Origin of the sequence: Leucobacter chromiireducens, assembly GCF_003917135.1 — a bacterium.
Classification (GTDB): domain Bacteria; phylum Actinomycetota; class Actinomycetes; order Actinomycetales; family Microbacteriaceae; genus Leucobacter; species Leucobacter chromiireducens_A.
In genome coordinates this window covers 46,784-54,334 of the sequence record NZ_RPDI01000023.1, presented here as the reverse complement: position 1 = coordinate 54,334, position 7,551 = coordinate 46,784, and the positions used below count along the sequence as shown (strand labels likewise).

The window sequence follows — 7,551 nt, the reverse complement described above, 5'->3', positions numbered from 1 at the left end:
GGTTGTAGCGGGCGATGCCGCCAACGAGTACGCAGGGCGGGCCTTCCTGCTCGCGCCGCCAGCGGGAGAGGGTGGCCTGCGACACGTTCAGGAACTCGGATGCCTCGCGCGAGTTCCACAGTGGCTCGACTTCGTCAATCGTCGTGGACATGATCTGCGGCTCGTCTCGCCCGATTGAACGCGTCCTCGATGTCCTGGCGTGCCTGCACGTCGGCGGCGACGAACGCGACGAAGTCCTCGGTCCGGTTCGGGATCGTCTCGTCCTCGAGCGGCGGCTGCGGTTCCTCGCCGGGCCAGACTGTCTGCCGTGTCGGACGGTCGCGATCGAGCCGTGTACCAGAGGTGACGACCCATTCACGAAGCCGGTCGCGTGCCGCTGCGAAGTCCGTATGCCAGGCAATCGGCCCAGACCCAGACTGCTCGGGATCGTAGCTCGCGCACCAGTGTAGGTGCAGCGCCGACAGTTCGAGGACGAGTTCGGGATGCCGGTGCCAGAACGGCGGCACGACGGAGGCGGGCAGCCCGTAGGTCTTCCGCAGCCAGTCCACCCATTGGTTCAGCGCCAGCCATTCTGCTTCGGCGTCTCCGGCGGTCAGGAGATTCCAGTTGATCGGACGCGGCGGCTCGGGAAGCGCCATCCCGGCCATGAGCTCGTCGTACAGGTCGATGTCCTCGATCTCGACTTCGGCCTCGGGGTCCGCCTGAGTGGGGTCGTCGCTCATCGTGTCCACCTCCCCAGCCCGCTCGCACGCCGAGGCTCGGGCGAGTGGAACTCCACCGCCGTAACCTCCGCCGCAGTAGACCTTTTGGGCGCGATCTGGCGCGGGGTGCGTTCGACGGCGTATCGGGCACGGGAGGTATCGAAGAGGAGCCGTGAGGCGCGGAACTGAGGGCGCTCGATTCGCTGCCCGTCCTGCTCGTACTGTCGCTTCGTGAACTCGCCGATCGCTACGACATCATCGCCCTTGACGAAATCTGCGAAGGCCTCCTCGGCCTTGTCTCCGATCATGATCAGGTCGATGTATGCGGAGCCGATGAGGGTGAAGGTGCCGTCTTCCTCGTGGCGACGGAACTTCTGCCCGATCTGCGCGACCAGCAGGAAGACCTCTCCCGGCTTCGACTTCTGCTCCGGTGCTCGGGACAGAAACCCTTGGATCGACGGCTCTGAACGGATCTCCATCGTTACGACCTCCTCGCTCATTGCGGCACCTGGTGTGCCGCCTCTATTCGGGAGGTGCTCCCGCCGGACCTGGGGTCTGACGGCGGTGGAGCTGGGCCTCGACCTCTGCCCGATCCTGCGTGAGTTGCTTGGCGTCGGTGCGTTCGGTCCAGCGGCGGAGGTGCGCGACGATGGGCGGTGCGGAGCGCAGCAGTATGAGGCCGGTGCCGAATGGGAAGCGGCGGATCACGTCGGGCGGCATGACGGGCACTCTGCGGATAGAGCGTTGCGCGGATCGGGAGCCGTGGTCGCCGACGGTGGTGGAGTCGGTGATCTCGTCGCGCTCGCCGATCAGGGTGCTGAGGTCTTGGAGGTCTTTCGAGTTCGAAGCTCCGCCGAGGATGATCTTCACGATTGCGGCATCCCAGATCGCCGAGGCCGCGTTCTCTGACCACTTCTCCCGAGCCTGCGCGAGCGATTGCAGAACGGGCATGGTCGTGATCCCCGACCCGCCACCCTCCGCCATGAGCGTCGGCAAGGACGGCAACGGCGACAGGTTCGCCACCTCGTCGAGCGCGAGCAACAGGGGCGGATCGAGACGCGCGCCCGGACTGCGTGCCGCGAGGCGACGGGCCGCCTCGACCACGTCCTCAATGAGCGCCGCCACCAGCGGCGCACTGTTGTTCGCCCCGGCTGCGGTCGCGAGCAGGTAGAGGGTGCCCTTCTGCGCGAGGAACACCTCGGGGTCGAAGACTTCGTCGGGGCCTGGGCTCACGGCGTCGAGCACGCGCGGGTCGGCGAGCGCGGCGAGTGCGAGGGAGACGCCCTGCCAGATCGAGTCCATGGTGCGCGGGTCGGATTCGAGCATCGCCTGCAAGGCCTCCGCCCAGCCGCCGGCCGCCATCGGGTGGGCGGCGAGGATCGACACGGCATCTCCGGCCGCTGCCGGGTCGAGCGTCCACCGGAACAGATCGGCCGGCTGCCTCCCGTCGAGGGCTGCGGCGTGGAGGAGGCATTGCAGCGCGACCCTTGTCTTTGCTTCCCAGAAGTCGCCGCCCTCGACCCCGCCCTTCCCGAGCCCGGTCGCGGAGGCGAGGCCGGAAGCCCGGATCATCGCGGTCAGCGGGTCGCTGCAGCCGCGCACGGGTGACCAGCGCAGTCCTGCGGGGATGCCGTCTGCGAGGTGCTGCGGGTCGAACACCGCGACCGGGCCGACACGTTGCCTGGCCTTGATCGTGGCGGTCACGTTGTCGGGGCGTGTGCTCGTCGTGATGACCGCGCCGGGTGCGGAGAGGATCGAGTTGATGACGATATGCACGCCCTTGCCGGAGCGGGGCGGCCCGATGAGCAGCATCGAGTCCTCGACCGACGCCCACACCTCGACCCCGCGCGAGCTGCCGATCCGGTAGCCCACCTCCACCGGCTCGGGATGGTCGAGTGAAGGGCGGAGGTTCCGGGCCCTTGCGAGGAGCGCCTTGATGGAGCCGGCCCGTGCGACCTCGCGGCGGGTCGCGATACCGACGATCCGGTACGGGTCGAGCGCCTGCTGTCGGGAGTGGTGCCGGATCGCTGACCATACCCACCAGCCTCCAACGCTCGCGCCTGTGATGAGGAGCCCCGCGACGATCCAGTAGGCGGCGACGTTGAGGCCGGGAGCGTCGAGCGCGTTGGTGGGGTCGCTGGGGTTGAGGAGCACGGCTGCCCCGGCGCCGAGGCCGGCCTCTGGTTGCGGGGTGCCGGTGAGGAACGCGGCGATGCTGCCCGCGACGCGCAGCAGCACCGCGGCCACGCCGAGTGCCGCGAGGGCGACGAGCGCGGCGTTCGTGAGTTCGTCACCCATCGACCCGGTCGGGCGAAGCTGCCCGCTCACTCGGGCCTCCCGAGTACGAGGGTGCCGGAGATGCGGCCCACGAGGATCGCCTCGCCCGTCGGGCACGCCGCAAGATACCGGGAATCGATGAGCGCGCGGGCGACCCCGTTCGGTGCGGTCTCTGTGTGGGAGATGATGACCGCGACTGCGACATCCTCGCCGGGAACGAAGCCGCTGCCCGCGAGCTGCGCAAACCGTGGCACCGCCGGCACGGGCGCGGCCGGCGCGGCAGGCTGGGGTGCTGCCGCCACGGGGGCTGCGGCGGGCTCGGGGATCACAGGTCTGGGTTTGGGTGGGGTGCGGTAGTCGGTGATGACCCGTCCGTCGATCTCGATGACATCGACGCGGAGCGTCTGGCCGGTGTGCTGGCTGATGGCATCCACGATGTGCGGGTAGGCGGAGCGCCGCCACGGCGGCGAGAACTCCGGCGGCAGATACGGCGCCCCGTCCACCGTCACCGACAGGGTGCCGTCCTCGGCGACGACGATGCGCACCATCACCACGGCGGTCGGGTCGGTCTTCGAGCGGGCACGCTTCGACATCGGCAAAGTTCTCCTATCGAGTGGATGAAAGAACAGCCGCCCGAGGGCATGGGTGGCTGAGGGGGTGGGTCAGAGTGCGAGTCGGCGTGCGGCGCGGCTGTGATCGGGCGCGGCACGGCGGGCGACCTGCTGGTAGGCGGGGCCGAGCGGGAAGGGCGAGGGGTCCATGAGCTCGGCGACCTCACCAGCACGGGTGACGGTCTCGGCGATGCCTTCCCGCATGAGCCGGTGACAGCCCACCGACGACGCCGAGGTGACCGGCCCGGGAACCGCACCGACTGCACGGCCGAGCTCGAACGCGCGCGCCGCGACCAGCAGCGACCCCGAGTGCGCCCCGGCCTCGGTGATGATCGTCGCCCCGCTGAGCGCGGCGAGGAGCCGGGCGCGGGCGACGAACCGTTCCCGCGACGGCCCCTGCCCGGGCGGGGTCTCGCTGATCTGGATGCCGGCCTGCACCACGATCCGCTCGAACAGCTCAGCATTGTTCGGCGGGTAGGGGCGGTCGAGGCCGCTGGCAGAGACCACCATCGTGGATGCGGGGCCCGTGGTGAGGGCGGCGCGGTGCGCGGCGGCGTCGACGCCGTAGGCGCCACCGGAGACGATGATGCGCGGGAGTGCGGCGAGGTCTTCCGCGAGTTCCTGCGTGACGTGCACGCCGTAGGCGGTTGCGGCTCGGGCTCCGGTGATCGTCACCCGCGAGGAGGCGGAGGCGGTGAGCAGTTCCGGGTTCCCGCGCGCCCACAACAGGAGCGGTGCCCGATCCCCGAGATCGTTCAGCGCGACCGGCCACCCCGCAGCCCCCGGAGTGAGCGCCCGGAACCCGTGCCGCTCGGTCAGCTCGGCGACCTGATCCCGGAGCGCGTCGCGCTGCCGGGCTGCGGCAGCTTGCCGCCACCGGACCCCTTGGAGCGGATCGACCGCAGCCGGGATCGCCGCGCCCGGGTCGCGGATCAGGGCGAGCGTCTCGGTCAGGCCGATCGCGCGCACCAGCTGCCCCGTGACCGGATTGCCGGGCTCTGTGAGCGCCGTCAGCTCCATCCGGGTGAGCATGTCCTCCGAGAACGTCGCCATCATCGGCCCTCCCTGGTCTGTGTGGTCGTCTACAGGAGTGAGGTGCGTCAGGGGCTACATGAGAGACGGGCGGAGCCGGCAGACCTGGGGGTAAGGGGTCTGCGGGTTCCGCCCGTCCTGGGGGTGCGTTACTGGTTCATGAGTTCTTCGATCGTCACCTCCTCGCCCTCGTCCTGTATGCGCTCACGGTGGAGCGCGAGCTTGCGGCCGAACCAGAGCGTCGCCCCGGCCGCGAGGAGCAGGACGGCCGCGATACCGCCGACCCAGGCGCCCCAGGCGGTGCCGCCGGTGAGTGCGAGCTCCGGCGGCAGTTCAGGTAGTTCCGGCTGCTCCGGCGTCGGCGTCTCCGGGGTACCCGGTGGGCGTACGCTCACGACGGTCGTTTCGCCCGGGGCACCGCAGCGGCCCTCGGAGAGCACCTTCCCGTCCTTCCCGTACAAGGTCTCGACCCAGTACACGTTCCCGGCCTCATCAGTGCTCGTCGTGCCGGAACGGTAGTGGCCCGCCTCAGTCACCGCGATCTGCTCCGAGGTGAAGAACGGCACCTCGCACACGGGATCCTCGCCCGCAGGTTGCGGCCCGTAGGCCCGGAACACCAGGTACGCGCCCTCGGGAATGTGGCTGCCTTGTACGAGTGCGGTGTCCTCGAACGGGTCGCCGACGAACGCCGATGCCTGGGCCTGCGTGACCACCGACAGCGGCTGCTCGGGACCTGGTACGAAGAACCGTTCCCAGATGTCAGCCGGCGACGATGTGAACGGCTGCACCCGGTCGTCGCCCTCGAAGCGGGTCACCACGACGTAGTAGCCGGGCTCCGTCGGCTGAATCCGATCGTCCTCGCCGTAGCCGATGTCGTAGACCCCATTTCTTGCCGGGGTCGTGATCCGGGTCAGCACCGGCGCATCGTCCAATGCCATGTCCTCGGTCAGCTCCGCATCTGTGGCGAAGGGGCCGTAGACGGTGTGCGTGAGCTCCTTGGCGTCGGGCTGCCAGTAGCCGTCGCCCTCGAAACCGGGGTGGTTCTCGGGGAACTCGCTGACGGTGATCCGGTCGAACGCCCGCCCGTTCTTGTGGACGTTGTACTCCCGGACTTCCGAGGTGATGGTGAGGGGCCAGCGGACGCTGTGCGTCTCGACGTTGATGCCGTAGTTGTCGCGCCAATCTGAGGCGATGAACGGTCGCACCCATTCCGGCTGGCTGCTCTTCTTGACCTCCCACACCCAGGTGACGAACCCCGCATCCGGCAGCGTCACCTTCGGCGAGGTGTAGGTGCCCGGCCCGGTCGCCGTGACCGTGACGGTGCCGAGCGGCACCGCATCCACGGGGATCGCAGCACCTCGTGTCGGGGGGAGGGTGCCGGGCACCTGGTAGGCGGTGCCCTCGAAGATCACGGGGATCGGTTCGCTATTCTGTTTCAGCCAGGCCCCGTTCGTGGATGCGACGGTGATGGTGTCGGTCACCTCATCGCCCGGCTTCACGAGCCGCCCGTTCGCCTGCGACACCGCCTCCGGCTGGAACGGCACCACCGAAGTCTCTACGACCCGGCCGAAGCGATCGGTGAAGCTGTCGGTGAGGTACTTCGCCCAGTCGCCCTGCGCGGTCTTGTCGATCGACCACACCCAGGTATAGAAGCCCGACTCAGGCGCGATGATCGTACCCGGCGAGGTGTAGTGACCCGCATGGGTGAGCGTGAGCTCTTCGGTGCCGGCGAGCGGCGCACCCGCAGGTGGCGCGTTCGCTTCGGCCGGCTGAGCGTCGAACGGGCCATAGAGGCGACCCTCCGCAACCACCGGCACCGGCTGGCCGTCGACCTTGATCCAGGAGTGCTTGATCACCGTCACGGTGAGGTCGTCCAGCATCGGATCGCCGGCCTGCACGAACTTCGAGGACACCTGCGTTTCGATGATCGGCTGGAAGTCCAGCGGGATCACCGGGGACTGCACGGTAGCGGTCAGCGGCTCGAAGGATGCGGCGGCGAGAATTCGCTGCTCGCCCGGGGTGTAGAACAGGTCGACGCCGGCCCCGTAGCCGAGCGCGTGCGCCGACATCTTCGCCTCGATCCGGTACTCGGGCGCGCCCTCGGCGGGGGTGCCGACGATCTGATGCGTGCCCGCGCCGAGCGTCGCCGTCGCGGAGCCGTTCGTGAAGGTGCCGCCGGTGAGGGTGACGGTGCCGGTCGCGGTAGCGGGGTTCGTGCTGATGGTGAGCTGCCCGTGGTACTGGTCGTCCATCTGAATCGACATCGACACCGACGGATTCGGCACCGCGTTCGCCGCCGCGGTATCGCGCATCGCGGCGAGGTTCGCGAGCACCGTGGCCTGCATGTTCGCGGGAACGCGGGTGATGAAGTGCCCGTCGCCGCCCCGGCTCGTGTAGTTGCCGTGGTCGGCGACATCCCAGACATAGAGCTGCACCGCCGAGGTGATGTTCGGGTCCTGCGATTCGCCCCACCGGCCGAGCACATAGTTCAGCCGGGCGAGCTGCGTGTCGCTGAGCTCATCGAGCGTGGTCTTGAGCTCGGGATGCTCGGTCGTGCCGTATGGGGGCAGCGCGTCCAGGTCCATGCAGTACGCCTGCCGGCCGTGACTTGAGAAGCTGCCGAGCCACAGGTCCTCGTTGCCGTACCCGACCCCGAGGGTTGCCGCCTGCGCGGGGGCCGGGGTGAAGAACAGGCCGCCGAAGAGCATCAGCAGCACGGTGAGAATCGCCGCCATGCGAGCGACAGTACGGCCCGGCGGTGGCGAGGTATCGGGTGGCATGAGAGCGGTAGGCGACATAGTGAACTCCTGACTAGAACGAGCGCCGCCGTCAGGGGTGACGACGGCCAACAGTCAGGTGCGCCACCGACCCACCCGTCCGCCGGGTTCTCGCCTGCCTCTCGTCTTCCCGAGCCGGGCTGAGAAGCCACA

At 69.1% G+C, this 7,551-nt stretch carries 6 protein-coding genes; all 6 read right to left on the bottom strand.

Going from position 1 to position 7,551, the window contains the following annotated elements; translation table 11 throughout:
- Positions 1-134: 134 nt before the first annotated feature.
- Entirely contained in the window at positions 135-722 is a 588-nt protein-coding gene (locus EGM46_RS11220; protein ID WP_125100233.1) for a hypothetical protein, read from the bottom strand.
- Positions 719-1,180, bottom strand: a complete 462-nt coding sequence (locus EGM46_RS11215) for a single-stranded DNA-binding protein (protein WP_125100232.1) — start codon at positions 1,178-1,180, stop codon at positions 719-721. The genes EGM46_RS11220 and EGM46_RS11215 overlap by 4 nt, the downstream gene beginning before the upstream one ends.
- A 43-nt stretch (positions 1,181-1,223) precedes the next feature.
- A complete protein-coding gene (locus EGM46_RS11210; protein WP_125100239.1) occupies positions 1,224-2,999 on the bottom strand; it encodes a TraM recognition domain-containing protein in 1,776 nt (591 codons plus the stop codon).
- A 26-nt stretch (positions 3,000-3,025) separates the two neighbouring features.
- Positions 3,026-3,571 (bottom strand): hypothetical protein, encoded by a 546-nt coding sequence (locus EGM46_RS11205; RefSeq protein WP_125100231.1) that lies wholly within the window; start codon positions 3,569-3,571, stop codon positions 3,026-3,028.
- A 69-nt stretch (positions 3,572-3,640) separates the two neighbouring features.
- Positions 3,641-4,645, bottom strand: a complete 1,005-nt coding sequence (locus tag EGM46_RS11200) for a DNA-processing protein DprA (protein ID WP_241156299.1) — start codon at positions 4,643-4,645, stop codon at positions 3,641-3,643.
- A gap of 125 nt (positions 4,646-4,770) precedes the next feature.
- Positions 4,771-7,356 carry a hypothetical protein gene (locus tag EGM46_RS11195; protein ID WP_241156298.1) on the bottom strand — a complete coding sequence of 862 codons (2,586 nt, stop codon included), beginning with the start codon at positions 7,354-7,356 and terminating at the stop codon, positions 4,771-4,773.
- Between the last annotated feature and the right edge of the window lie 195 nt (positions 7,357-7,551).